The following is a 25885-nucleotide window of genomic DNA, read 5'->3' on the forward strand; positions in this document are numbered from 1 at the left end:
AATCAAACCAATCCATTCTTCTCCAAGGCCTCCCTAATTTTGTCTTGAATTAAAGGAAGAATACTTCTGGATAACCGATACACTTCTGTAGATCCTACGGATGGATGTCCTGATTCAAGACTTTTAAAATTTTGCTCTGCATGGACAGTTGCCCTTTGTATAAAAATTGGATGCTTTCTAGAGTCAAACCCGCCTGGAATGGCTTGATTCACTTTTTCTTTCCAATCTTTACAAACTTCACTGGATTCTATAGACTCCAATTGTTCATATAAATGATAATATAACCATACCTCAAAGCAGGGATTGCTTTCTGCAATGCGCCAAGCTTCCAATTTCGAGATCTCATTTCTTAGGTGTTCAATTTGCCCCTTTCTTGAGTCATGTTTGTCCGGGTCAGTATCCAATACAATCCAAACTTCATCATTTTCTTGAAAAGTATAGATAGGATTTGGATTGTCGTCTGATTCCAAAACACTTCGTTGAGCAATTTTGAGAAGTCCTAGCGGAGAATTGTTTTCCTTATCATCCAATTCATAAACCTCTACATTGATACGAGAATCAAGCTCCTTGAAATAATCGAAATAATGTTTTTCCCTCCTCTTGCCTTCGCAAAAAATATAAATGCTCTTGGCTTCCCTGCTAGGTGCTTGTCTTTCAAAGAGTCTATGCCTGTTCAGTAACATAATCATGCCAATTTAAATCCTTTAGATTTCCTAAAAACGGTATGGAACCGTATCGCCCATTGAGGTAGCCTTTTCGTATATCAATGGTTTTGTGCTCTTTGAAATCACTCAATGAATACAGGTCTGTGGCACCATCCCTGTTTTTTTCTGCAAACCAAATCTCATCTTGCCGAAACAGTTCCTGGTCCAATAAATTGGATTCATGGGTGGTAAAAATCAGCTGACCTTGGGTTTGGGAATCATGGGAAAACTTCCGCACCAATTCTTTGATCAAAAGAGGATGAATACTTCGCTCGATTTCATCCACCAAGAAAACCTTTGGCTCTGAAACAACGGCTCTAAAAGCTGGTATAAAGTCTAGCAATCTAACCGTTCCGTCAGATTCTTCATCCAAATCAAATTTTGCGACTTGCTCATTTTTTCCCTTATGGGCTATTTTTAGGATTTTCACCCAGATATCTCCCTGTTCCTTGACCAATACAATTTCATCGCCTCTTCTACTTCTCAAGCCAAACATTTTATTGGGAGATTCTTCTACTTTTTTTACGAGTTCGTTGAGTTCATTTTCATTGTCCTTTCCAAAAAAATCCTCTACGCGAATTTTGTCTGTGGACAAGGATTGAATGCCCAAATGAAAAGAACATATCATATCTTCTGCATAGCTTTTGAATTCCTCGTCTATATCGATTCGATGCGCTAGTGCCCTTGGTTTAGAATCTGGAGTGATGATTTGTAAGGTATCAGAAAACCATTGAAAGGCTTTCTTAACATTTCCCAAAAACTTATTGTCCCTATTGGAAAGTAATTTAAATACCGGTTCATCAGGTTTCACAAAGTCTTCTAACAAAACCGATTTTAGCAATTGGCTTTTTTCATCTTTTTCAAATTCAGGACTCAACTGCATGGACGATTCCATGGACTCAGCTGTTTTTCGCTCAAAAATCAACATGTCCGGCTTTTTCCCCAACCCTGAAAGATACAATTCCTCTGTTGCGATCCGTTCTCCAATTAATTCAATCCCGTAGTAATAGGCCTTTTCCTCTTGCACAAACTCCACTGCTAGCAGCTGAGGGGTATGGGGGTTTTCAGCAAACTTGAATCTACTCTCTCTTAGCCCAAATGGAATTTTTTGATCCAAGACCAATCGCTGCAATAAATAGATTGCTTTGAAAAGATTGGACTTTCCTGCACCATTTGCCCCATACAAGGCCGACAACTTCAATAGCTGTATATCTCCCAATTCATAGGTATGACTTTCCAATGTTTTCAATCGGGTATTGGGAAGGGTATTGAATTCTTTCCTTTCACCAAAGGAGAAAATATTTTCTAAAACGAAGCGAATAATCATAGTCTTGCGTGAAAATTTCACACAAAAATACGTGATTATCACGTATGTCCAGTTATTTTACGCTTTTTATTTTTGTTTTAGAATTTTTTTCACGTGATTATATGAGGAATGTTTAAACTTAGGCCTGTCTCAAAACAATCATTAACCAAACTGTTTAAATGAATTTTAGCCAATAACTAGCTATTAAAAAAAGAAACTTAACCCCCTTTAGCTAGATGCCCAAAAGAAATAGTGACAATTTGCGACCGAATGGAAGGTAAAATTGGAACATACCCCCAAAATCCCTTATTTTAGTCACTAGAATTTTTCTATTCTACCAATTACTATTTTCATTCCCATGAGTAAAAATACTTCCAACCCCCAAAAACTCGAACTCACTTGGATAGGCAAGGGCGATGAACCCAAGCTGGAACCCCGTATCCTGATTGAAAATCCTGAGTATAGCTACGGGGACCCAAATTCCGAAAACATGCTGATTCATGGAGATAATCTCCTTGCACTCAAAGCGCTAGAACAGGAATATGCGGGTAAAGTGAAATGTATCTATATAGATCCGCCTTACAATACAGGTAATGCCTTTGAGCAATACGATGATGGAGTGGAACATAGTGAATGGTTGAATTTGATTAGTCCTAGGTTAAAAATTCTAAGGAACCTTCTTTCCAATGATGGGTCCATTTGGATTTCGATAGATGACGATGAGTGTCATTACCTTAAAGTACTTTGCGATGAGATTTTTGGAAGGCAAAATTTTGTTAGTAATGTCATATGGGAGAAGAAATTCTCACCACAAAACGATGCTAAATGGTTGTCCGATAGTCATGACCATATTTTAGTTTATGCAAAAAACAAGGACATATGGCGTCCAAATTTGCTACCGAGAACAGAGGAGATGGATAGCAGGTATAAAAATCCTGATAATGATCCAAGAGGTCTTTGGACATCTGGAGATTGCTCTGTGAAAACATATTCAGCAAGTAATGATTTCCCGATTGAAACTCCTTCAGGGAGAATTGTAAATCCGCCATCAGGTTATTGTTGGAGATTTTCTAAAGAGAAATTTGCTGAGTTAATTTCTGAAAACAGAATATGGTTTGGAAAAGAAGGTAATAATGTTCCAAGATTTAAGAGATTTCTTACAGATGTTAAGGATGGAATAGTTACAAAAACTATTTGGAATAGGATAGAAGTTGGAGATAATCAAGATGCAAGAAGAGAAGTAAAAGAGTTTAACTCTAAGAGTGTTTTTGCAACTCCAAAACCAGAAAAATTAATTGAGCGTATTCTATTTCTCGGTACAAATGAAGGAGACATCGTTCTTGACTCCTTCCTTGGGTCAGGAACTACTGCGGCAGTAGCCCATAAAATGGGCAGAAAATGGATAGGAGTGGAGTTGGGAGATCATGCCATTACCCATTGCTATCCTCGAATGAAACAGGTAGTGGATGGAGAGCAAGGAGGAATTAGTAAAGCTGTAGATTGGAAAGGTGGTGGAGGATTTAAGTTTTATACCTTAGCGCCAAGCTTATTAAACCAGGATAAATTTGGCAATTGGGTCATCAACAAGGAATTTAATCCTGACATGTTGGCTGCTGCTATGGCAAAGCAAGAGGGTTTCCGCTATCAGCCAGATCCACATACCTACTGGAAGCAGGGGATTAGCACAGAAAAGGATTATATATTTACCACTACTCAGTATATCACTGTAGAAATGCTCGACCGCATTCAGGACGAAATGCAGCCCGAGGAAAATCTCTTGATATGCTGTAAGATTTTTGCTCCTGAATGTGAGGGGCGTCACGCCAATATTTCCGTGAAAAAAATTCCTACTGTACTCTTGGGCAAGTGTGAGTTTGGCAAGGATGACTACTCCTTCAAAATCGTGAACCTTCCAAAAGAAGAAGGTGAGGAGTTTCTGGACCCTATGGAGGAAATCCCTGCTAAAGTTTCTACTACAAAAGCTAAACCAAGTAGCCAACCCTCTTTATTTGATTAAATCCATTTTTTAAAGAACTCTACATGAACCAGAAAGCGAATTACATCAAGCAGCGATTGTCCCTCAGAGAACCCTTGAGGGAATCATTGGATATTTTGGCCAAGCTGAGTAGCGAATTGGAATTGACCAAGGAAGCAGACCTGACACAGGCTTTGGAAACAGTCAAGCATCATTTCCCTACATGTACGGATTTTGAAAGGGATTTTCCTTCCATTTGTTTTTCTATTGCTACCGGCGTCGGTAAAACACGTCTGATGGGTGCTTGTATCACTTACCTTTATCTACAGAAAGGCATCAGAAACTTCTTTGTCCTGGCTCCGAATATCACCATTTACGAGAAACTGATCGAGGATTTTGGGAATCCCTCTTATCACAAATATGTATTTCAGGGAATCTCGGAGTTTGTCCATAACCGTCCGGTCATCATCACAGGAGATAACTACAACCAAGCGGGCAACCTCTTCAGCGATTCCGAAATTCGAATCAATATTTTCAACGTAGCCAAATTCAATTCAGACAATAAAGGCACCAAACAAGGTGGAGTTGCCTTAGCACCTCGCATCAAGCGCCTGTCGGAGTATTTGGGACAATCTTATTGGGAGTACTTGTCTGGTTTGGATGACCTGGTTATCCTGATGGATGAAGCCCATCGCTATCATGCAGATGCTTCTAAAAAGGCCATCAATGAGCTCAAACCTGTTTTGGGAATTGAATTGACCGCAACTCCTATCGACGAAAAGGGGAAACCTTTTAAGAATATGGTCTATGAATATTCTTTGGCCAAGGCTTTGGAAGATGGGAAGTATGTCAAAAATCCAGCGATTGCTACCCGAAAAAATTTCAGGGCTCAAGGTTTAAGCAGGGATGAAATCGAAAAAATCAAATTGGAGGATGCCATCTCTATCCATCAGGATACCAAAAACGAATTGGAAATCTTTGCCAGAAACTACAAGGCAAAACTGGTAAAGCCTTTCGTACTAGTCGTCTGTAGGGATATCGAACATGCCTCAGAAGTTTATCAATACATCAATTCCACAGCTTTCTATGGAGGAGCCTATCAAGGCAAGGTTCTTCAAATAGACTCCAGTACCAAAAAGGATGAGGAAGTGGATAAGCAGTTTGTGGCTTTGGAGCAGTATGACAACGATATTGAAATTGTTATACATGTCAATATGCTGAAAGAAGGCTGGGATGTTTCCAATCTTTACACAATTGTTCCGCTTAGAGCGGCCAATGCAGCTGTTTTGATAGAGCAAACGATAGGTCGTGGACTTCGCCTCCCTTTCAATGGGGAGCGTACGGGTGTGGATAAAATTGATAAGCTGACGGTAATAGCCCATGATAACTTTGAGACGGTAATTGCAGAAGCGCAGAATCCAAACTCTATCTTAAACAAGGTTTCTTTTGTGGAAATTGATGATACTCCTGAAAAAGAAAAGTCAGAAGTAATCAGCAGTCCATCTACGATGGAAGTGGCATTTACCAAGGAAGAAAAACGCATTACTACCCTAACCAATCATGAAGAAAAGCAACGTGCACAGGTTGGCTTGGATGCCAAAAGAGCAGTAATCGCTGCTATTCCAAGTTTTGGCAGTTCCCAAGCAGTCAAATCATTTGCAGACTTGCACAAGCAGGAGGTCAAGGCAGCAGTGATCGATAAAGTCAAAAAGAATCTTTACAAAGACCAAACCGAGTTGTTTGAGTCTAATATCCTAGCAGAAGCGGAAGCCACCTACGAAAAAATCATTAACTCTTATCAGGAAAACATCATCGAGATCCCAAGGATTGATTTGGTTCAGGAAGAGATTAGGGTTTGGTTTGAAGATTTTGACTTGGATACCACTACCGGTTTTAATTACACTCCTCTTGGGGAAGAAATCATGGTGGTGGAACTGACGGGAGAGCGCAAAACAGATACTATTGGGGTAATGTTTGGGGCCTATTCCAAAGATAATCCCGTACAGCAAATAGTCAGTGAGTTGATCAACTATCCCGATGTGGATTACGATGAAAATGCAGAGTTACTTTTCAAGTTGGCCCAACAAGCTTTGAAGTATTTGGCAGAACGCTTGGAGGATGCCAGCAAATTACCGCTGACCATCAAGCAGTTCCGAAAGCATATTGCTTTTAATATTTACCAGCAGATGCGGGCCAATTTCCGTATTTCCGAACCTGATTATTTGGAACCGAAGGTTTTTCCATTTGTAAAGATTGAACCTTGGAACTTCACCGCTTTGCCTGGAGGAAGAAGGCACTACAAGGATGTCATCAGTCCGGTAAGTTTGATTCCTAAGTTGGTTTTTATGGGGTTTGAAAAAGCCTGTCATTTGGAGTATAAATTTGATTCCAAGACTGAGAAAGACTTTGCTTTTATCTTAGAGCAAGATTCCAGTATACAAAAGTGGATGAGACCTGCACCCAATCAGTTTCGGATCTATTGGGCCAATAACAGCAGGCAATATTACCCGGACTTTGTCGTCGAGACAGCCGATGCTATCTACATGGTAGAAACCAAGGCTGCGGATCAGTTAGATACAGCAGAAGTGCTGGATAAGAAAAAAGCCGCTTTGCGATATTGCAAATACGCATCAGAATTTACCGTTCCCAATGGGGGTAAACCTTGGAGATACTTGCTTGTCCCGCATGATGAGGTCAAGTTAAGCAGTAGCTTTGGGTATTTTAGGGGGAGTTTTGAGGGGAGCTAAGAAAAACCCTTAAGTAGATTGGAAACCAACAAGGAGTTTATTTCTTAAAAAGTTAGCTGCTCCGTTTAAATAATAACATCATCCTTGACAGGTTTTTGTTAAATAAGCAATTGGATAATACGTATGGAAAGCTTTAAAGTAGAAACCAATAAAAATCATAGTTTATTTAAGCAGCACTTAGATGCTCCTGATAACCATCGAATTATTTTTTCTGCACCTTTTGGATCAGGTAAAACCACATTCTTGAATGATTTTTTTAAGAAGAACGAAAATGAATACCAAGCTTTTCATTTGTATCCAGTCAATTATTCAGTTTCTTCTAATGAAGATATTTTTGAATTGATTAAATATGATATTCTATTTCATTTTCTAACTTTAAAAATTGATTTTGAGAAGGTTGCTATTCCTAAAGATGTTTCATTTGGATTTTTTGTTCAGAACAACATCGAAAATATCATTATGCCTTTCATTAGGCATGTACCCCGTATTGGTAAAGCATTATCTGATGTAAGTTCCAAACTTCTTATGCTTTACAAAAAATTTGAACTTGAACATTCAGACAATCAAGTTGATCAGAAAAAACAAATCATTGATTACCTCACTGAATTACGAAAACAAAAAGGGTCTATCATTGAGGATGATTTTTACACTCAATTGATTTGCGAACTTATGGTGCAAATAAAGTCCAATGATGACGCTAAGAAAAAGACTGTTTTGATAATTGATGATTTAGATAGGATTGATCCTGACCATATTTTCAGGATTTTGAATGTGTTTTCAGCCCATTTGGACAGTAAGAACAAGGGAAATAAATTTGATTTTGATAAAATAATTTTAGTTTGTGATATCGATAATATCCGTAAGATTTATGCCAACAGATATGGTCAGGATGTTGATTTTTCTGGGTATATCGATAAATTTTATTCGAAAGAGGTATTCAAGTTTGATATCATTAAAGAAGTTGAAGCAAAGTTATTGGATGTGTTTAGATCCATAGAATTAACAAGTTCAGGGAGTACACACAACTTGGAAATAATTAAAAGCTATTATGATGTAAGGTTAGTTATTTATATTATAGTTGGTTTAAATAAATCAGGTCAGCTGCCTATCCGGAAATTGCTAAAATTTATAGGTAAAAAAATATCAATTACAATTTCCAGATTCCCGCCTCAGGTTAATAGAAAATACTTAACAGTTGACAATTTTAGGTTTTTAATAGTCTACGAATTGTTAAAGTCTATTTACCCTGATATGCTAGATCTAAAGCACAAATTGGTTTCCATGAATGAAGATTCTCAAAATAATTTGTATGCAGATGCTAAAGAGCATTATTTGAATTTACTCATCCCCTTTTTGACCTACCCCGATCATTTATTTGAATTTGAAGCCAATAATGAAATCTCAGGTACTTATACCATTAATCCTTATAGAATTGAGTGGAAGTTAATACCTGAAGAAAAGAGAGGAGATTTGGTTTTAAATCCAACCTGTAAAATTTTTAAAGACACCAATCAGGTTAGTACAAGGGGTATTTCTGTGTTTAAATTAGTCAAAGAGACCATCGATAGTATTGAGAAAAATAAACTAAATTGGCTTGAGAATTAGTTCAGATAGTGTAATAAGAAAGCAAAATTAGGTATATTTAAACACGTTCTTTAACTGATAATTTTTGATCCATGGCTGATTTTCCGCATTTACTCTATACGAAAAACCCTGAGAAAATAGTAGGTTTCAGGAAAACTAGAGGGAGAGATTCTCAAAGTCAAAAGGAAGAAACCAAATCAGAGAAGCCTGTATCAGAGGAAAAAAAAATGAGACTCCTCCAAAAATTAAGAGATTACGATTCTTCTGTAGTAAATCGATTGAATAAAAAGACATTAAATCTCCCTTCAAACTTCGACCTTATCCAGATCGATTTCCATACTACTTTTGATAAAGCTTTAGAAAATCATTTTTATAGTACCTATGGACTTGAACCAATAGAGAAATCTAACTTCAATAAAAATATCCTATTTAACATTATTGATTTAGAGCTTTTTGTAACCTTTTCCGAACACATCAATTTAATTTCAACTCTCAAACCTGAGGAAGACCACAAGGGAAAGTCGTATTCTAGGGTTGCTCTTATCAGTAACTTCAAGCTCTTTGATAGCTCACATAGGAAAGGAACCCTTTCAGGAAAAGAAGGGTATATTCTTAGCATTTGTGATGTCCTTCAGTATCCCTATGCAGAGAAACAATTCAATTACTTATTAGATTACCTTAAATCCCAAAACATAGAAATTGCTTTGAATAATGAGAATAACTTAGCTTTTATTCGGGGAATAGATAACTCATTGGAACAGATTTTAGTGGATAATTTTGACGTAATTAGGTTAGTCTCTTCGGCAAGAGTACCCCTAATTAAACCTGGAACAGTATCAACCCCAATTAGAAGCTATGGGTTTAAAGTGAATGTAAAAGGAGATCTGCCGATTGTTTGTATCATCGATACAGGAGTACAAAATAATATCGAACCTTTAGGAGAAATTCTTACAAATATAAATATTGACCACACAGGTAGCGGTTCTTATTGGGATGAAGCAGGTCATGGAACTGCGGTAGCTGGATGCATAGCTTTTGGACCTGATTTTTTTGACAGTTCACTAAAGCAAATTGATGCCAAAGCAAAAATAGCTGTTTTAAAAGTTATCCATCGGGCAAATGACGACATCAATATCGTAGCATTATTGAATGATATCAGAGAGCTTAACTTTATCTATGGAATTAGAATTTTTAATATTTCATTGAATCTGCCTGGATCAAAACTATATAATTCCTCAATTGGGAGGTTTGCTTATGAGCTTGACAAGCTCTCCTATGAATTGGATATACTTATCATCAACTCTGTAGGTAATTTTAATAAAGATGACTTATATACTTTGAGACAATCAGGTGATTTAGACTTAAATACACACTATCCCTCCTTTTTTTATAAAACAGCTCCTGAAATAGAATTACACTCTTGTGAATTCACCAATATCCAAGAGCCTTCGGAAGCAATGAATATCCTTTCTGTAGGGGCACTTGCAGGAAATTTCGAAGATAGGGTGACAGATGGGATCACCCCGGCAAAAGAATACCCTGCATTTTATACCCGCAAATTCCATTTGGACCAAGACGTTCTCATCAATGGCAAAAAACTCAAAGGGAATCAGTTCAACAAGCATCTCAACAAACCCGATTTAGTATTTGAGGGGGGAGATTATTTTAGTCCCGAAGCGGCAATGGAAGTGATCACCAGTCCATTTGATGTAGGCAGCCCATATTTCGGAAGATTGGCAGGAACAAGTCTTGCTGCCCCATTAATTACCTCCTTGGTAGCGGAATTAGTTAGTGCTTACCCCGAATTAAACATGGTCAGTATTAAGGCATTGCTGATCAATCATGCGGAGTCTCCAGCAGGGAAAAAACCTCCACACTTTAACTCAAAGATAAATAAAAAGGTATACAGAAAACTAACAGGTCATGGGAGGCCTAGTCCCAATCAAATCCTTGATAATGACGAAAACTCAGTAACTTTTGTCATCGAAGACAAAGCTTCCTTTGATGAATTTTATAAGTTTGATCTACAGTTTCCTGATTGGGTATTAACCACATCCAATAAAATAGAAGTAACCGGCACTTTGGCTTTTAAATTCCAGCCAGTACCAAATAATCAGTTGGCATATCTTCCTATTCACATCTCATTTGGAATTTTCAAACCCTTGGATATCAATACACTTTCTCAGCAAGACCTTGAGAATTTTCAGTTAAAATCAGCAGTAACTTGGGCAGAAGATCATTTCGGTGTGGAAGACCGGGTTTTTTCTAATGTACAAAAGGTCTCGTTTAATTTATCTAGCCATCACTTTTTAGCTAACTCTCCAAATGTGTCTATTGCCATCAGATGCTTTGGTAAATCTCATATTCCAGAAGAAGTAAAAAGACATCTTAAAGAAAATGGTCATGAATTTTCATTAGTCATACGACTGAAAGAAATCAAGAAAAACAAAAAGGCTAAGTTATCGGGTACCTTGTATAACGAAATAAAAGTACTCAATGAACTGGAATTGATCTCCGATTTGGAAGCAGGATCAACCTTGGAAGGTGGTGTTTAAACTCTATTGGATTGAGAAACTTTTTCCTCATCTAGTAAAGTTTTCCAAATATTCATATCAATCTTAACATGAGCCGGTACCAAATCAGTATTCAATTGATAAAGACTACGCTTCATAGCTGTAATAAGGGTTTTTTGAATGCTGTAAAAAGAAAGGCCTATTGATTTTTGGATTATTTTTTTTAGTTCTTGTTTTGATCCTAATGAAAATACCCCTTTTTTTAAGGTTAATTCGATCAATTCCATGATCTCTTCTTCACCAGGCAATTCAAAGCCTATATGTGTGTCAAATCTGCGGACCAAGGCATCGTCAAGCATTCCAACCTGATTGGTGGCTGCTATGACAATGGTGGATTGTGGAAGGTAGTCAAAAAGCTGTAGGATGGTATTTACAACCCGCTTCATTTCTCCATGATCCTGACTGTAATCTCTAACTTTCCCTAAAGAGTCAAACTCATCCAAAAACAAAATGCAATCTCCTGCCGCTGCCATTTTAAAAACCTGAGCTAAATTCTTGCTAGTTTCACCAAGCTTTGAAGAAACTATTGCCCCAAGATTAACCACCATAAGCAACTTTTCTAATTCACCAGCAACAATGTAGGATGCTAGGGTCTTACCGCAACCTGAAGGACCATAAAATAAAATTTTGTGGGCAATAGGAAGGTCTAAAGCTTCTAAAAGCGATTTTTTTCGATGTTCCAGTATAAAATGGTTCAGTGACTCCTTAACTCTTTGCTTACAAATAAGGTCTGATAAACGGTAATCAGAAGTAACCTGTTCAAGAATTAAATCATCTGTTTTATTTTGGGAAGGTCTATCAAATCTAATTCCTGAGCTAACCTTTGAAGTGGATCCGGTGGAGTGTACACGTATTGCCTCTTTCAGAATGGATTGTAGTTGGATGGCCAAATTGGTTTTCTTTGTTTTTCTGGCATGATCTATCATCTCCTGAAGTGAGAACTTCAGTTTTTCTTGATCATTTTCAAGACCAAATCGGGCAATATCTTTGATGAAATCAAACTGTGTCAAAGGATTACGATTTTATTCTGTATTCAAGACAAGTAAAAAATCCTATCTGTAAACAAAGTACGGACTTTTGTGTAAAATAATTATAAAAATCTATGGTATTTTGTTCTGGTAAGTTAAATCTTTCATAACTAAACCAACAATACTCTATCACTAGAGAAATTTGAACGAAATGACTTATTGGGTCCTTTTTTACATTGATAGTCAAATAAAATCCCAGTCTCTTCTTTAAGGGTTTACATTTCTAAAGAAATAAACCCTGCAAATTGTGCAATCAAGGCTTAATCATTGCGATTTCCCTAAAAACAAGAGTTATTTTATTTTGAACGTTGTTATAGTCAAGAAAATATTGGAGTGTAGGGTAAATAATTTTTGATGAATCCGTGGACTTCAACTCGTAATTTTTCATCTTTTTTTTCGAGAAGTTTTCATCCTTGCTGTTAACTACTAACATAAAAAACAATTTTTTATTTTGCTCTTTGTATTTTTCTAAAAGTGCCTTTGAGGATTTATAAAGTATCCAATCTATTCTGCTTTTTGTGATTTTTGCTTTCGTATACTTACATTGTATAAAATAAAGTTGGTTCTCTTTAGTGGCAATCAAGTCAATGCCACCATCTAGGAATCCTTTTTCAAGGCCAGGATAATGAACGATGTACCCTTCCTGTTCCAGTATTTGACCAACATATTTTTCATATACAAGTCCCCAATAGGACTCTTTTAGTTTATCGAAAGGAAGGATGAGTTGTTCATTCGCTATTTCGATCCGTTCTTCAATCCAGTTAATATTTATTTTACCCGCTTTAAGATACTTCCCTATTCTCATTTCAATGTTAGATAATATTTCTTAGCTGAACCTTTCTGTTATGCGCTAAACTTTAATCCCTAGATATCATTGGCTGTGCATCATCAATCTGTCATACATATGTTTTACTTGCAAATCCCCAAACCCGTAAACTCCTTCTCTCTTCGTAAACTCAGTAAAAACCACGTCAAATGCGGTCGATTGTGTTTGAATGAGTTCTTGGATGGTACTTTCGGGTCTGACTAGATCCGTAATGAAAAGTCTGAGCGTTTTTTCACTAACCTTACTGCCATTTTTACTCAAATTTGATTGTAAACCATTTGAACAGTAGAAAGCACAAAAGAAATTCCAGAAGTCTCTTGCTTAAGTCCCTAAAGACGCAGAAAATGGAATGGATTTAATATATAACCCCTCAAAATAGGTTACAAATCTATGCCATTTCCATAACTCTTACCCTTACCGACCTACATACCGACGCAATTTACAATCCAGTAAGCCACTCCTGATAGATCGAGAAGATTCGTACTGCTTATCTTTAGGATCGGAAGAATGAGGCCCTGAGAGTCGGGATTAATTGTGAGGACTGCCTGAGGCTAAGGCAGGGGATTAACCTAAGCTAATGGTCCAAAGCCGTCTACTCGACCATGCTATTTCTTTTATCAAACAATTTTGATAACATTGATCAGGGTCTCATTTAAATGGTCAAAATCGCCATCAGTTGTCATCAGTGGAAGGTCAAGTGAATATGCTGTTGCTGCAATCCAAAGGTCATTTTTTTTCCTGTGATTGTATCTCTAACTATATGGATGAACACACAGGTATCAATAACAATATTTTTCATCTGTGTATGTCTTTAAGCATTTCTTGAAATTGATCCTCACTGATTTCATCTTTCAATAAGCCTGAAATACTTTTTAATGCTAAAAGTGAACTTGACTTTTTAGATTGCTTCGCTTGGAAAAGCAGTTGTTGGTGAGCCGTCATTGCGGTAGGTTTTTTCGAGAAAAATCTATCTTTTGCTCCTGGTTCACCATATTCTTGAATTTCAACAAAACTTAATTGTCCATTAGGTTTGTAGTGTGCCATTCCCGAAATAGTAACTTCCTTTCCCATAAAGCTAACAATGCTTTCAATGATGGTTGAGTCATTAGCAAACACGTTCACTAAACCTTGTTCAGTCTGCAAGCCAAGTTTACCTTTAGAAATTTTCATTTCATCTAATTGACCATTTACAATAACTTTTTGAGCTTCAGGTATACTGTCTTCTAATTGCCCTATTTTTTGAAAGTCATCTTTGGTTAATCTTACTTCTGCAATTGTTCCCCGATTGGCCATATAGAATATTTCATTATCACTAATGAAGTTTTTTTTGAAACCCATCAATGATTTTAGTAATGGTTTATCCAAATCTGCATCTTCGCTTTCATTATTCAGTGCTATTTGAAATGAATGAATTACCAATGCCATTGGGGTTAGTTGAAGGACTTCATGTCTTGGCTTGAACATTTCTAATTGAAGTCCTTTAATTGTCTCTGAAAAATGTGTACAGTCTACAGTAAGTGATGTACCATCTTGTTCACTTCCTACGATGCTTTGTAAGCGCATTGCTAATGCCTTTTTTAGCTTTTTGTCAGGGTTTATATCGCTAAATCCTCTTAATCTGAACATTAACGCCTTGGTTGCAATGTCTTTTATAGACTTTGTTAATAGATTTAGTCGGTCAAACTCCAAAAGACCATTATCTTCATCTTCTCCTAATATTTTTATATCGTAATGCATAGTAAGTGTCTTTTTTTTGCGAAAACCGAGTTTACAAATCTAGAAATTCAGTTTGACTGTTGTCGGTTGGTTTTTGGGTTAGGCAAAATTGTTTCTTTTACCACCCCCTTTTTATTGAGCAAACCATTTATCTTCAGATTGATAGACGTCAAAGTCTAGGCTATTTCCAATTACCTCCAAATCTACCCATTCCCCCTCACCAAAAAAATACCCATATCAAGGTATTTTTTGGTTTTTATCCACTAAATACTAGATTTTTAATACCTTGAATTGTTATGGTATTATGAAAAAAGACTTCGAATACCAAGATTGTGGAATCTATACTTAGAAAGGCTAAGTCCCACACAGTTTCGGATAAATGGTAAGAAGCGTATAGAGTAGGGGACCGACCGATAACGCTAATGAATATTCCAGACGACCCTGACACCTCAATTCCCATCTATTTTTCAGGTATGAAAAACCATTATCAAAATCATTCATAACCATCTAGATTTTTCACCCAAAAGGAATCAGTCCAAACTTTTAATCTCCATAAATAAATCTCCTCTAAACCCCGTTACGTCCCGATGCTTCTTAATCAACTAGGTCACCAAGCGCACTAAATTACTGCTGAGTTCCAATTCGATTTAGCTCTTATAGGTTAGCTGTTGTTTTTATTTTTAAATTCCAAAAACATCAAATTATCATCAAAAAATTCCACAAGCTTTGTTTTAGGATTTATTTTCCCATAAATAGTTTTGTGCTCAATTTCATTTATGGAATTGATTTTTTTCGTTAATCTATCATTTGGGCATTTTTCGTAATTTTCAATTACATATTCTAGGATTTGATCAATTGCATTTTCCCAATCATCTATATCTAAATCATTATCAAACAAAAGTTTGATATGTCTATTTTGTTTTGTCTGAATATTTATTGATACAGCTATTGACTGATTATAGCTCCCAGACAATTTTTGTGTTGATTGGCTTGCCGTAATTGTTCTGTAGTTAAACTGTTTTCCTTTTTCAGCAATTTTTTTTAAAGCCTTTTTTAATAATATGTAAAAATCTTTCCCAGCTTCTGATAGAAAAGAATCAAAAAATGGTTTGAGAATATAAGCTCCAAAAGCAGTTGGAAGAATCCATTCCAGAGAGTTGTAAGGTTCACTTTCAACTTTCTCAATTTTTATATTCAATCCACTAGAATTTAATTCCAAAGTTTCTTCTGATATTAATTCGTCTGGGAAATCTGATGGATAAATTAAAATAATGCCTGGTATTTCTTCTGTATTCATAGATATGTTTTTACGTAGATTTTTAAAATAACCGCCATCGTTAAACCATAAAAATACCTTGATCAACTAGGTCACTGAGCTTGTCGAAGTGGGGGCTAATTCCGAAATTTGGTCGCTGAGCCTGTCGAAGTGCCGCTGCGCTCCACTTCGGTTTAGCCTTTATATGTTAGCAACTGGCTTTTATTTTATGGTTAAATATCTTTCCACATATGATGTAGGAGTAATATTGTCAAAAAGAAGATATGTCAAAAAGGAATCACCTAAAATCATACTTTGCCCATTTACCGAAATTTTTATTGCTCTATTTTCAAAAACAAAAGGTCGGTATCTTTTCTCAAGGGCAACAATATTATGAGTTTCTTTTCTGCTTAACCATTTTGCTGGAATCCCTTTTGAATTAAATAACTCAATTAGTTTTTCTAAATTGATTGCAAGGTAAATTTTAACTCGTCCAAACAATAGGTCATAGATGCTTTCTATTCCAAATGGTTTGAGAAACATAGGTTCTTTCAACGGAATTCCAATTAGATGCAGGTAATCTATAATTATATTTTTTTCATAGATATGGTCTACAATTGCTTTAAATAAATGTGGTGAAATAGGTCTTTTATTTTCTCTATAGATGCCGATATAAACTATGCTTTCTATTTCTCCGTATGTTGAATTGGTTTTTTTCGATTCCTCTATTAAATTTTTTAGATTTTTAAAGAAATATTTTTGTGGATTAGTAGATTCAAATACTTTAATTTTTTTCTCGGAAAAAGGGTCAGATCCTTCTTCTTTTTTTAAAAACTCTGTAACCCTAAAACCCTTCTGCATTTGTTTTAAAGTTCTCTCTACTTGTTTAAAGAACTTTTCATTTTTATCGCTGTAATCAATTTTAGTGACATCAAAATCATCTTGTGCAACATAATCCAAAAAATCAAATACCTTTTCTTGAACTTCTCCTTGTTTACATTCTACAATTACAATTTCTCTACCTTTGACTAATAAAATATCTCCAATATCAATAAACGATGTTAAATCTGTTACTAAGGCAAAATTTGTATCATTTTCTTTGTGAAAGTGCTCAACAGCTTTAAGAACGGATTCTAAATTAGTATTCAGTAAGTCAGGTCTGTTTCTGTCACCAGAAAAAAACCTACGAGCTTTATAGTAGTCTTTTTTGAAAACTTGCCAAGCTATAAAATCAGCAAAATGTCTTAAAACTTTGATTTTATAATCGGTTAAATCTATTTCTGATTTAATTTGCTGTAATAATTCTTTGTCCTTATCCCTCTTAGCTTGTTTTTCTTTTTGTTTATGCTGTTCCAAGTCTTTAAGTAGGGGAACTATTTCTTTGATTATTAAATCTTGTCCTAATCTGAAACCTTTGTGAACTTGAATTAAAAATTCGATTTTGTCTTCTTCAGTTATCTTTTCTGGATTTCTAAAATCAAGCGGTTTGTTTTTAATCCCATATTCGGCTATTAAATGGAAAATTTCTCGTGTTATTTTTTCAAATTCTATCAACGTAATTTCATTTTAAGCTTGTTGCTAACTTAAGTACAGGTCTTGAAAAACCAAACAAATTGCTCAGTGAAAAAGGGACAAGTCAGGCTTTCTCAAAACTAGCAATTCCCAATCACCTAAAAAATACCCTGATCAGGGTATTTTACTTCATTTTTGGCTAGGAGATTTCAAACCAATACTTTGTAATAAAATACTTTCCCGTTTGGGCTTTTTTTTGAGATTTTAAGCCATTCGAATTCAGCAGTAATCCTTTTAATAGCTTGTTCTAAGGCGCTATCGGTAAAAGAATTAACAAAAAATTTGCTAGTCTTTAGTCGTTTCTTGATTTCACTTAATCTTCTTTCCTCTCTAAAATAAGTGTCTGTTAAAAGTTGGTCCTTAACGAACCTATGAGCATTATGAATTTTTGATAAACTAATGAAATATTTAGGATTTGCGGAATCATCAGACTTGAAATTAATCAGCTTCTGAAGTTTTGGTATATGGCTAGTTTTTACCGGATACTTATTTGAAATTTGTGAAGATGTTAAGCCGAATGAAAGCGCAATTTCATTTAGCTTGTTAGGGGATATGTTAGAAAGCTTTAAAATCGCTCTGTCGATTGTAGGCTTTGAGACTTTTGTGAATTCTACAATTCCTTCAACCGTTAAATCAGCCTCCTTCATAATTAATTGTAAATTTTTGGAGATGTTTTCCGCTCTTAAATAGTCTATTTTGCTCATAGTGAGCAAATCGATAAATATTTTCTAGTACATTTTATATCAATAATTTTTTTATTTGTACTGAAATATATACTTTTGGAATATCAGGTGATTAGACCTGAATTAATTGAAGATTATTAGCAGTCATTAAACTAAGAGTCTCTATCACAAATTCCGACAATTTGATAAGGGAGAGACGGTAGGTTAATGCCCAAGAGGTTATTTTGTGTACATTTGTATGCACTATAGCGCTTGGGCCCTATCGAAATCACCCCTTAAGGCGTCGGAACCTTGTGATGTGGTTGAGATAGAAGCCCACGCTATAGTGTTCTTTTTTTCGACCTAATCCAGACTCGTTTTTATATAGCTGACCAATGCAAGCGAGTATGACACACAGTTTCACATCCGATTATAATAATCTGCTTCCCAGTCAAGAGAAGGAGAGGACTGCTGTCTATTTGCCTCATGAGTCTGGAAGAACCCTTACCCTATTTGAACTTTTAAAGAACATCATCAAATCTCCAGTTTGATGCTTTGCCCTCGGTAAGGAAGGGGAGAAGTGGCTTTTTTTGCCGTACGTCCGGAATTTCCCTGTTCCTTGGTTGCCCCGACTGCTGCAGAAGTTAGGGGATATGTATTCACTTCATTTCTTACGGTTCTTACACAGTCTCCAGAGACTGAGGGGGAAGATACTGTCTTCACAGCTGTGACAGTCGATTCCCGCACCACCACCGATTGCATGAAAAAAATCATTCATTCATGCTTCCTGGGATTGCCATGCCTCTACCGAAGTATCCAAGCAGGACTCAAGGGAAGCTATAACCCCAAGGCCTGTAATGAAACTTCCCTGAAAGCTGTCATATTCCTGGGAGCAAATTATCCCTGCGTCCTGATGATAGCACGATACTTAACCCTGCTACACTTCCAGGTAATCCGCAGATTTTCAAATAAAAACACCAAATAAACCAGCAAAAATATGAAGACAATCCAAAAAACCAGAACCTAGCCAAAGTTGCTTACCCCACAGGCTCCCTGAAACTCTCCTCATAAGGTTAACGATCAACCAAACCCAAATGTAGCTAGCGGATTCACACAAGGTGACGGTACTGCACAGGGAGGGAAGCTCGCTTCCAGGCCGGAATTGTATGTGTTTACAGCTTTCGGCTTCCTTTAAATCAAATTCAGAAATAAAAATTTAAATGAATTAAATGTATGTATAAAAATAAACTAGGACTGTTCCAAAAAAGAGCATTTGACTATGTCGAACCCTGTCTTATGGTCTTCTTCTTCTTCTTCCTATCCGGCAATTGGCTGTTTGCTCAAAACGAAGGAACATCTAAGCCCATCAGTTTTTATCTGGAAATTGATTCCCAGGAAGATCCTGGAGAGGTGCAGGCTTTTCTCTTTACAGATTTTCTTTGGTCAAGCACTAATCTCTTTCCGCATCAGATGAAAAAAGGTATTCCCGAAATGGGGGAATTTATCCTTGGAACTTTCGGAAAAAAAGTATTTAGCTGGACATCTTCTCCCATTAGTACCCCAGGTTATCTGAGCCTGAAAATTGGCAAATCTACGGTTTTCCGGGATTACCTGATCTTCCCGGGAGACAGTGTATTTATGTTGCTGGATGATAAAACAAAGAAAATTGTTTTTTCAGGTCCCCATGCAGCAGGCTTTCAACTTCAGAGAGCAATACAGGAAAAAACACTTGGAAAAACTTTTTCTGCCCAAAGAATGATCCTTTCCAATGATCCTGAGGTACTTCTGAATGATGCAAAAAATCGAATTGTCCTGCATAAATATGAAGATGAATTTTCAATTCCCATCCAAATTAAAAAACTGGACCATTGGGAAAAGTTCGAAAATCTAAAAAACATCGATCTTGATCAACACCTGAACCTCTGGCATGAGTTTTCTTCCACCTTTCGTGTAAACGAAGAGAACTTGAGGGGACAAATCCTTAAAATGGATTTTATTTCGCAAGCTCTTCTTGCACATACTCTTGAATTCAGAATGCTCTATCAAACGGCCTCGAACCTGTCAGATAAGGCTTTGTTAGATAGTCTTGAATCTCTCTACAAGGTCCAACAGGCAAAGATCAAACCTCGACCTGTAACTGCTGAAGCCGCTTACTTTTCAGAGGTCTTTTCAAAAGCATTCATAGATTGGGCCAAACTTGAAAATTACTTTTCGGACGATGAACTGGTTTCCATCCTATCGCGGGAATTAGACCACTTTGCCTTCTATCCATTAAAAGAAAAAGTTCTGGCTTACTACCTTGCAAGAAATTCCAAAATATTGGACAATCCCGCAAGACTAGTATCTCAACTGCTGGATAGCACCCAAACCTCTTGGATACGTGAAAGGTTGACTGATCTTGAGACATCCCTTCTAATTGGTAAAGAAGTAAGTGGATATAAATTTACAGATAGCGAAGGGGAGACTGTTGAACTTGCCCACTTTAAAGGCAAAGTCCTCCTTTTAGACTTTTGGTTTACAGGCTGTAGCGCTTGTGTCAAACTCTATTCTGAGATTCTATCCAAACTGGAATACCATTACAGGGATAATTCAGATTTTGCTGTAATATCTATCAATACAGATAAAAGTGAAAATTCCTGGCATAATAGTATTCAGTCAGGAAAATACACCTCCAAGGAAGGGAACAATCTATATGCCGGTTCTGAGGGACATCCAATAATTAAAGACTTCAGGATTTTCAGTTATCCCTTTAAGCTGCTTTTAGATCATAATTCAATACTGATCCATTCGGGATCCTTTCCCGAAAACCTCGAAGGGTATATCTCAATGATTGACCATGCCCTTGCCAAATTTAAATCCCCTTCCACTCACCAAATCGACTAACACTATGATAAAAAATCTACAGATAACCATCATCTTGTTTTTTCTGTCAATCCTTGCTTTTGGACAGACCAGATATGAACTTTCAGGAACTGTCCTTAATGCTGTTTCCAACGATCCTATCCCGGGTGCGTTGATCAGGGTCCATGACAGTCCTACAGCCACAGTTTCAGATGCTGATGGCAATTTTGAACTCTCTTTAGAGCCTGGAAAATATCCCATTTTGATCAGTTTCATAGGCTATCAAAGCCAGAAGATTGAATTGGAAATACCATACCCTAACCCCTTGGTCATCAGCCTTACTCCTCAAGACATCAACCTTGAGGGAGTAGAAATATTCAGTACTGGATTTCAGACCTTAAGCAAAGAAAGAGCAACCGGCTCATTTGTGCCTATTGACAATGAACTTGTAAACAGGCGGGTAAGTACTAATATTTTGGACAGGTTGGAAGATATCACCTCGGGCTTGATCTTTAACAGGGCAGGGGCAACTGCTGACCCTGTAAGCATCAGGGGAAGAAGTACAATATTTGCCAATGCCCAGCCATTGATTGTCATTGATAATTTCCCATATGATGGGCCTCTGGAAAATATCAATCCCAATGATGTTGAATCCATGACAGTCCTTCGGGATGCAGCTGCCGCATCAATTTGGGGGGCACGGGCCGGAAACGGAGTTATAGTAATAACTACAAAAAGTGGAAAACAAAACCAAAAACAAAGAATTTCTTTCAACATCAACACCAATATCATTGAATCTCCGGATCTCTTTTATGAACCAATCATGTCAAGTGCCGAATTAGTCGATGCGCATAGCCTTCTTTTCGCTAGGGGTGTCTTTGCAAACAATGAGCTTTCACCATTCAGGTTTCCCTTGCCACCGGCAGTTGAAACTCTGATCGCTGCTAGAGATGGTATTATCAGTGAAGAACAGAAATTAATGGAACTTGATGCGTTCAGGGCCAATGATTCCAGAAGGGACCTGGAAAAATATTTTTATAGACCGGCCGTGAATCAGCAGTACGCACTGAATTTTACGGGAGGCAGCAGAAATCATGGCTATGCATTTTCGGTAGGCTATGACAATAACAAGGAACCAATTGTCGGAAACCATAATGACCGGCTTACATTGAATTCAAGAAACAACTGGAAACTTTTTTCAGAAAAATTATCTATAGATCTGGGGATTTATTATGCCCAGACAGGAAATTTTAAGACAACCGATCCGCCGGGACCTTTGGAACCTGTTCTTTATGAAAGACTTTCTGACGGATCAGGCAGACCACTACCCATAGTTAGAGGATACAGCACGCGTTTCGTAAACAGTCTAGATGAAAGGATATTGGACTGGCGCTATTTCCCTTTGGAGGAAATCGGAGTCCTGGACCATAGAAACAGTTTCAGAGATATCAGGCTTAATGGAGGACTTTCATATAAAATAAATCAGGATTTAAGAATTGAAGCTCTCCACCAATTCTGGCAAGGAGTTAGAACATTGGAGGAACATAATCCGATCAATACTTATTTTACGAGGAACCTGATCAACTTATTTACCCAAACACGTGAGAATGGGGGGGTACTGAATGCTGTTCCGGTCGGAGATATCCTACAATGGGGACTTTCACAATCAAAGAGCCACAATTTCAGAAGCCAGCTTCATTACAACAAATCATTCAATGAACATGAAATAACAGCCTTAGGTGGATTTGAAGTGAAAGATTGGACTACCGAGGCAAGAAGTACCAGATTTTATGGGTACAACAGAGATCTTGGAACCAATCTACCTGTCGATTTTGCAAACCTTTACCGGAACTTTCATTTTCCAACACTCCAGACCCGGATTCCATCAGGTGAATCTTCCACAGGGACAACTGAAAGATTTATTTCTTATTACATTAATGCTGCTTATCATTTCAAAAGAAAATTTGGATTATCAGCCTCGACCAGAAGAGATGCCTCCAACCTGTTTGGAGTTGAAACAAATCAAAAAGCCGTACCCTTATGGTCATTAGGAGGATCCTGGGTATTGAGTGAGGAAAGATTATTCAATTCCTCAAAAATCGATTTTCTAAAATTCAGGACAACCTATGGGTACAACGGTAATGTGGACAGATCTTTATCATCACTTACAACCGCTTTATTCTTTGGCGGAGGAGCCAATAGGCTGACAGGACTGCCCTTTGCTCAGGTTTCCAACCCTCCCAATCCCAACCTCAGGTGGGAGCGGATAGCAATTACAAACCTAGGTTTAGATTTTGCGGCTTTCTCCGATAAAATATCCGGTAATATTGAATACTACCGAAAAAGGGGATCCGACCTAATAGGAGTTAGACCATTCCCATCATCTTCCGGTGTTTCCACTTTCAGGGGAAATTTTGCGGACACAAAAACTACTGGGATTGACGTGGTGTTCAATACCATGAACATCAATAAATCTGATTTTGGTTGGAATACAACTTTACTTTACAGTTGGGTAGATGAAAAGGTTACTTCCTACGACCAGGAATCACCTGTTTTGACCTATATGTCCATAGCTGATGGGTCTGGGCCTGCCACACCCTTGATGGGACGTCCCTTATTTTCGGTGTATAGTTTTCCTTGGGGAGGGCTTGACCCATCCTCCGGCCAGCCTATGGGGATTTTAAATGGAGAGCCCAGTACGAATTATGGTGCTATTATTTCATCTACCTCACCAGAGAATATGATCTTTCACGGGTCTGCCCGCCCAACACATTTTGGTGCTTTAAGAAATGATTTGAACTATAAAGGGTTCTCCCTTTCTGTAAATGTGGCATTTAGGTTGGGTTATTATTTTAGAAACCGATCGGTGGATTATAATGAACTGCTGAATGGCCGAATAACCCATGCCGATTTCTCGGGAAGGTGGCAGCGCCCTGGAGATGAATTGATCACCAATGTCCCGGCTTTCCCTGATGGTCTGAATCCAAACAGGGATAATATCTATCGGTTTTCAAGTATCCATGTAGAAAGAGGAGACCATTTTAGGCTTCAAGATATCAGGTTTGCTTACTCATGGCCGGTTTTCCAAAATAAGTCTTTATCAGTGAAAAATGCTGAAATATATGCTTATGTCAATAACCTGGGGATTATTTGGAAGGCAACAAAAGCTGAAATTGACCCAGATTTTCCATTTACTAGACCTCTTAGAAGTATAGCCTTTGGATTTCGTTTATCACTTTAAAATCAAAAAATATGAAAAAATATAAATTACCGATTCTGTTAAACCTAGCCCTGATATTTCTTTTTGTATCATGTGATGATTTCCTTGATCAAAAACCCAATAGGGCACTGGTTACCTTGGATTCATTGAATGACCTTCAGGGGCTGTTGGACAATACCCTCAACGTAATGAATCAAAAGGCTTTTCTTCAGCTGTTTGTTTCCGATGAGTTTTACACAAACAGCCAGGGACTTGCTGGGCTCCAACCTTATCTCCAAAAAGCTTTTACTTATCAACACCCTCCCTTTGAACAGGACCTTAACCTGTTGGACTGGAGAACCTTTTACGGGCAAATATTTTATGCAAATATTGTCCTTGATGAAATTGGAAAAATTCTTCCAAAAAACAGAAATGAGGAGGAAATTCAGAGTCAGATAAAGGGACAGGCCTATTTTCACAGAGCATTTGCCTATTTTGGTTTGGTCCAATTGTTTTCCCCTCCGTTTGGGACTGAGGAAAATAATAGCCAAAAGTCCATACCAGTGAGAAAATCTTCTGATCCGAACGTTTTACCCCTGAGGCTGGATCTTTCTGAGATTTATGGGTTAATCTCTGAGGACTTAAATTTAAGTGTGCAATTGCTTCCCGAAACATTGGAACCTAAAACAAGACCATCAAAAATGGCTGCTCATGCTTTGCTTGCAAGAACCTATCTCACCAAAAGTGATTACCAAAATGCCAAAAAGCATGCACAGGCTGCTTTGGAAATCGAAAGTAAACTCATAGATTTCAATTCTCTAAATCTTTCACTTTTGAACCCATTTCCACCCTTTAACCTTGAGACTGTTTTTTACGTGGAAAATCAGTTTAACTCATTCCTGACTGGACAGCTAGCTATGGTCAACCCTTTATATCTTTCTTTGTATAAAGAGGGAGATTTAAGAAAAACAGCCTATTTCACTGAAAGGCCGACAGGATGGGTCAATTTCACTGGCTATCTTACAGGAACCAATAGGTACTTTGCAGGAATTTCCACTTCTGAAATTTATCTCATTCTATCAGAATGTTATATCAGAGAAGGGGATTTTCAAACAGCAGCCGGGTTATTAAAGAAACTGGAAAAAGCCAGGTTCAAGGAGGGATTTTCTACAGAACTGGAATTCAATAGTGAAATGGAAGGCTTGGAGTATATAATAGAAGAAAGAATAAGAGAACTTTTTGGGAGAGGAACGGTATGGACGGATATAAGAAGGTTCAATTTAGACTCAAGGTTCCAAAGGTCAATTTCAAAAAAAATTGGTGATACTGTGTATGAATTACCTTTAAATGATCCAAGGTTTACACTGCCCGTTCCCCCAAGAGAAGTTGAGCTGGATAACTTGAATTAGTACAATTTCATTGGTAATTTATGTCTACAAACCTTTTAAAGTCAAAAAAACCAAAAAAGAGCCGACCAATAATCGGCTCTTTTGTCATTTGATCATTGAAGCTCAAACTTTCCCATTTCCAGGGGAGTACTGAAATCAGGGCTTGCATAGGTACAAACCTCTTCAATTTCCCTATCACAGTCATAATTGAGATTGGACACTTCTGTCCAGACCCCATTAATTTGTTGATAGGCTGGCTGGTTTGAAACTGGCTTCGTAAACGCAAAAGCAAAAACAGCTGCCAACATAAATACTCCTGCACGTAGCAGGTTCTTAATTGAATTTTTCATAAAATTGTATTGAATATAGTTAAAATTAATCCGGTCGTTTGGCTCAAGGTAATTCTGACAGCCTTTTGAGAGGAACGGCCGGTTTTCTTTCCCTCTCACTTTCTAAATACATACCTTGTAAGCAGTTAGAAAGATTTATTGACGTTCTTGATTTTTATA

At 37.2% G+C, this 25885-nt stretch carries 17 protein-coding genes and 1 pseudogene; 7 read left to right on the plus strand and 11 right to left on the minus strand.

Annotated elements, in window-relative coordinates:
- Positions 1-2 precede the first annotated feature (2 nt).
- The gene (locus tag ACXIUD_RS06565; RefSeq protein ID WP_458051827.1) at positions 3-683 is read right to left on the minus strand and encodes an RloB family protein; all 681 of its coding nucleotides are present in this window, start codon (positions 681-683) and stop codon (positions 3-5) included.
- Positions 664-2031: an AAA family ATPase gene (locus ACXIUD_RS06570; protein ID WP_458051828.1), complete on the minus strand. Its 1368-nt coding sequence runs from the start codon at positions 2029-2031 to the stop codon at positions 664-666. The genes ACXIUD_RS06565 and ACXIUD_RS06570 overlap by 20 nt, the downstream gene beginning before the upstream one ends.
- A 337-nt stretch (positions 2032-2368) precedes the next feature.
- Here ACXIUD_RS06570 and ACXIUD_RS06575 point away from each other — a divergent pair, with 337 nt between their 5' ends.
- From ACXIUD_RS06575 to ACXIUD_RS06590, 4 genes are all read left to right on the plus strand, one after another.
- Positions 2369-4027 carry a site-specific DNA-methyltransferase gene (locus tag ACXIUD_RS06575; protein ID WP_458051829.1) on the plus strand — a complete coding sequence of 553 codons (1659 nt, stop codon included), beginning with the start codon at positions 2369-2371 and terminating at the stop codon, positions 4025-4027.
- 23 nt (positions 4028-4050) lie between these two features.
- Positions 4051-6732, plus strand: a complete 2682-nt coding sequence (locus ACXIUD_RS06580) for a DEAD/DEAH box helicase (RefSeq protein ID WP_458051830.1) — start codon at positions 4051-4053, stop codon at positions 6730-6732.
- Positions 6733-6855: 123 nt separating this feature from the next.
- Positions 6856-8337, plus strand: a complete 1482-nt coding sequence (locus tag ACXIUD_RS06585) for a P-loop NTPase fold protein (protein WP_458051831.1) — start codon at positions 6856-6858, stop codon at positions 8335-8337.
- A 71-nt stretch (positions 8338-8408) separates the two neighbouring features.
- Positions 8409-10871: a S8 family peptidase gene (locus ACXIUD_RS06590; RefSeq protein ID WP_458051832.1), complete on the plus strand. Its 2463-nt coding sequence runs from the start codon at positions 8409-8411 to the stop codon at positions 10869-10871.
- On the opposite strand, the gene ACXIUD_RS06595 is transcribed toward ACXIUD_RS06590, so the two are convergent.
- The 8 genes and pseudogenes from ACXIUD_RS06595 to ACXIUD_RS06630 all read right to left on the minus strand — a co-directional run bounded on the left by ACXIUD_RS06595 (position 10868) and on the right by ACXIUD_RS06630 (position 18722).
- Positions 10868-11899, minus strand: a complete 1032-nt coding sequence (locus ACXIUD_RS06595) for an AAA family ATPase (protein WP_458051833.1) — start codon at positions 11897-11899, stop codon at positions 10868-10870. The genes ACXIUD_RS06590 and ACXIUD_RS06595 overlap by 4 nt on opposite strands.
- Before the next feature lie 271 nt (positions 11900-12170).
- Entirely contained in the window at positions 12171-12722 is a 552-nt protein-coding gene (locus ACXIUD_RS06600) for a restriction endonuclease (protein WP_458051834.1), read from the minus strand.
- 638 nt (positions 12723-13360) lie between these two features.
- Positions 13361-13477 (minus strand): annotated as a pseudogene (locus ACXIUD_RS06605) (hypothetical protein); the annotation flags it as partial.
- A 61-nt stretch (positions 13478-13538) separates the two neighbouring features.
- Positions 13539-14480, minus strand: coding sequence for a hypothetical protein (locus ACXIUD_RS06610; protein WP_458051835.1), 942 nt, complete (start codon positions 14478-14480; stop codon positions 13539-13541).
- A 640-nt stretch (positions 14481-15120) separates the two neighbouring features.
- The gene (locus tag ACXIUD_RS06615; RefSeq protein ID WP_458051836.1) at positions 15121-15756 is read right to left on the minus strand and encodes a hypothetical protein; all 636 of its coding nucleotides are present in this window, start codon (positions 15754-15756) and stop codon (positions 15121-15123) included.
- Between the two features lie 180 nt (positions 15757-15936).
- The gene (locus ACXIUD_RS06620) at positions 15937-17268 is read right to left on the minus strand and encodes a hypothetical protein (RefSeq protein WP_458051837.1); all 1332 of its coding nucleotides are present in this window, start codon (positions 17266-17268) and stop codon (positions 15937-15939) included.
- A gap of 167 nt (positions 17269-17435) precedes the next feature.
- On the minus strand, positions 17436-17990 hold the full coding sequence (locus ACXIUD_RS06625) for a hypothetical protein (RefSeq protein ID WP_458051838.1): 555 nt from the start codon (positions 17988-17990) through the stop codon (positions 17436-17438).
- A 492-nt stretch (positions 17991-18482) separates the two neighbouring features.
- On the minus strand, positions 18483-18722 hold the full coding sequence (locus tag ACXIUD_RS06630; protein WP_458051839.1) for a hypothetical protein: 240 nt from the start codon (positions 18720-18722) through the stop codon (positions 18483-18485).
- A 459-nt stretch (positions 18723-19181) separates the two neighbouring features.
- On the opposite strand from ACXIUD_RS06630, the gene ACXIUD_RS06635 reads away from it, so the two are divergent.
- From ACXIUD_RS06635 to ACXIUD_RS06645, 3 genes are read left to right on the plus strand one after another with little or no spacing between them, the layout of a single operon-like run.
- On the plus strand, positions 19182-20831 hold the full coding sequence (locus tag ACXIUD_RS06635) for a TlpA family protein disulfide reductase (protein ID WP_458051840.1): 1650 nt from the start codon (positions 19182-19184) through the stop codon (positions 20829-20831).
- A gap of 4 nt (positions 20832-20835) precedes the next feature.
- Positions 20836-24030, plus strand: a complete 3195-nt coding sequence (locus ACXIUD_RS06640; protein WP_458051841.1) for a SusC/RagA family TonB-linked outer membrane protein — start codon at positions 20836-20838, stop codon at positions 24028-24030.
- Positions 24031-24041: 11 nt separating this feature from the next.
- The gene (locus ACXIUD_RS06645) at positions 24042-25397 is read left to right on the plus strand and encodes a RagB/SusD family nutrient uptake outer membrane protein (RefSeq protein WP_458051842.1); all 1356 of its coding nucleotides are present in this window, start codon (positions 24042-24044) and stop codon (positions 25395-25397) included.
- 92 nt (positions 25398-25489) lie between these two features.
- Here ACXIUD_RS06645 and ACXIUD_RS06650 read toward each other — a convergent pair whose 3' ends face one another.
- The gene (locus ACXIUD_RS06650; RefSeq protein ID WP_458051843.1) at positions 25490-25726 is read right to left on the minus strand and encodes a DUF6520 family protein; all 237 of its coding nucleotides are present in this window, start codon (positions 25724-25726) and stop codon (positions 25490-25492) included.
- Positions 25727-25885: the final 159 nt, after the last annotated feature.

This window comes from Mongoliitalea sp. (assembly GCF_054166905.1).

Bases quoted from the DNA above. Each gene is read 5' to 3' on its own strand.
- ACXIUD_RS06645 (WP_458051842.1), top strand. From the start codon at position 24,042: ATGAAAAAATATAAATTACCGATTCTGTTAAACCTAGCCCTGATATTT.
- ACXIUD_RS06650 (WP_458051843.1), bottom strand. From the start codon at position 25,726: ATGAAAAATTCAATTAAGAACCTGCTACGTGCAGGAGTATTTATGTTG.
- ACXIUD_RS06610 (WP_458051835.1), bottom strand. From the start codon at position 14,480: ATGCATTACGATATAAAAATATTAGGAGAAGATGAAGATAATGGTCTT.
- ACXIUD_RS06575 (WP_458051829.1), top strand. From the start codon at position 2,369: ATGAGTAAAAATACTTCCAACCCCCAAAAACTCGAACTCACTTGGATA.
- ACXIUD_RS06625 (WP_458051838.1), bottom strand. From the start codon at position 17,990: ATGAGCAAAATAGACTATTTAAGAGCGGAAAACATCTCCAAAAATTTA.
- ACXIUD_RS06640 (WP_458051841.1), top strand. From the start codon at position 20,836: ATGATAAAAAATCTACAGATAACCATCATCTTGTTTTTTCTGTCAATC.
- ACXIUD_RS06585 (WP_458051831.1), top strand. From the start codon at position 6,856: ATGGAAAGCTTTAAAGTAGAAACCAATAAAAATCATAGTTTATTTAAG.
- ACXIUD_RS06580 (WP_458051830.1), top strand. From the start codon at position 4,051: ATGAACCAGAAAGCGAATTACATCAAGCAGCGATTGTCCCTCAGAGAA.
- ACXIUD_RS06570 (WP_458051828.1), bottom strand. From the start codon at position 2,031: ATGATTATTCGCTTCGTTTTAGAAAATATTTTCTCCTTTGGTGAAAGG.
- ACXIUD_RS06615 (WP_458051836.1), bottom strand. From the start codon at position 15,756: ATGAATACAGAAGAAATACCAGGCATTATTTTAATTTATCCATCAGAT.
- ACXIUD_RS06590 (WP_458051832.1), top strand. From the start codon at position 8,409: ATGGCTGATTTTCCGCATTTACTCTATACGAAAAACCCTGAGAAAATA.
- ACXIUD_RS06630 (WP_458051839.1), bottom strand. From the start codon at position 18,722: ATGATTTTTTTCATGCAATCGGTGGTGGTGCGGGAATCGACTGTCACA.
- ACXIUD_RS06565 (WP_458051827.1), bottom strand. From the start codon at position 683: ATGTTACTGAACAGGCATAGACTCTTTGAAAGACAAGCACCTAGCAGG.
- ACXIUD_RS06600 (WP_458051834.1), bottom strand. From the start codon at position 12,722: ATGAGAATAGGGAAGTATCTTAAAGCGGGTAAAATAAATATTAACTGG.
- ACXIUD_RS06635 (WP_458051840.1), top strand. From the start codon at position 19,182: ATGTATAAAAATAAACTAGGACTGTTCCAAAAAAGAGCATTTGACTAT.